Source organism: Mycobacterium lehmannii (assembly GCF_001499925.1).
Taxonomy (GTDB): Bacteria; Actinomycetota; Actinomycetes; order Mycobacteriales; family Mycobacteriaceae; genus Mycobacterium; species Mycobacterium lehmannii.
Genome location: NZ_LQIR01000062.1, coordinates 1 through 1,077, shown reverse-complemented (window position 1 = coordinate 1,077; position 1,077 = coordinate 1). Strand labels below are relative to the sequence as shown.

General features: G+C 61.0%; 1 protein-coding gene. It reads right to left on the bottom strand.

From position 1 onward, the window contains the following. A partial coding sequence (locus AU192_RS21885) for an IS481 family transposase (RefSeq protein WP_064399632.1) occupies nt 1–973 on the bottom strand: 973 nt, incomplete at its 3' end. Between the last annotated feature and the right edge of the window lie 104 nt (nt 974–1,077).

The window sequence follows — 1,077 nt, the reverse complement described above, 5'->3', positions numbered from 1 at the left end:
TGTTCTTCGCGGGCAGGTTGTGAACGTCGAGGCGTTCGATAGGTGACTTTCCCTTGATGCCGGTGTGGGGTCGGTGGTGATTGTAGTGATGAACCCACGCTTGGTAGGTGGCTGCGCGGGCCTCATCGGTTAGGTAGGTCTGGGCGTAGGCCCATTCCTGGTTGAGGGTGCGGTTGAATCGCTCAACTTTTCCGTTGGTCTGCGGCCGGTACGGGCGGGTCTTCCGATGCTTGATGCCGGGACCTAATTCCTCGGCGAAAAGCTTTGAACGGTAGCAGGATCCGTTGTCAGTGAGTACCGCCTTGATGACGATGCCATGATCGGCGAAGGATTGTTTGGCTCGTCTCCAGAACGCCGTGGCGGTTTCCTTGCGCTCGTCGTCGAGGATCTCGGAGTAGGTCAGCCGGGAATGGTCATCGACAGCGTGATGCAGGAAGGCATAGCCGCGGCCGCACTTTTTGTTGTGTCGGTTGCCGATCGTGCGACCGAGTCTGCGGTGCCCACCACCATCGGGGATACGGCCCAACTTCTTGATGTCGAGGTGCACAAGATCGCCTGGCGCCGGATATTCATACCGGCGCGGTGTCGGCCGGCGCACCGCCAGGCCCGTGTTGTGATCCAGGTGGCGCAGCAGCGGCATCTGGTAACGGCGCAATACCGACTGCACCGTCGAGCGGGATAGATGCAGGTGATAGGCAATCCGATGCGGTCCCCACCGACGCGTGAAACGCAGGTTGATGATTCGCCGCTCGGTCTTTTTCGGGGTTCGGTTTGGGCTGACGTACGGACGACTGGAGCGATCGGCCATCGCCGCGACACCCCCAACGCGATAGCGGTCGGCCCACTTCTTCGCCGTGGTCGGCGAGCATTGGAACCGCTCAGCAGCCCTGCGCAGCGGCCAACCCTGATCGACGACACAGCAAGCCAGCCGCAGTCGTCCCTTCGGGGTCAAAAAGGCATTAGCGTGAGACATGAGGACCTCTCGGTGATCGATGTGCGTGTGGTAACCACACCGATACCGGAGGTCCTCACCTACTTCCTCACGCCACGCCGTCCACAACCTGCCTGGCCATTACA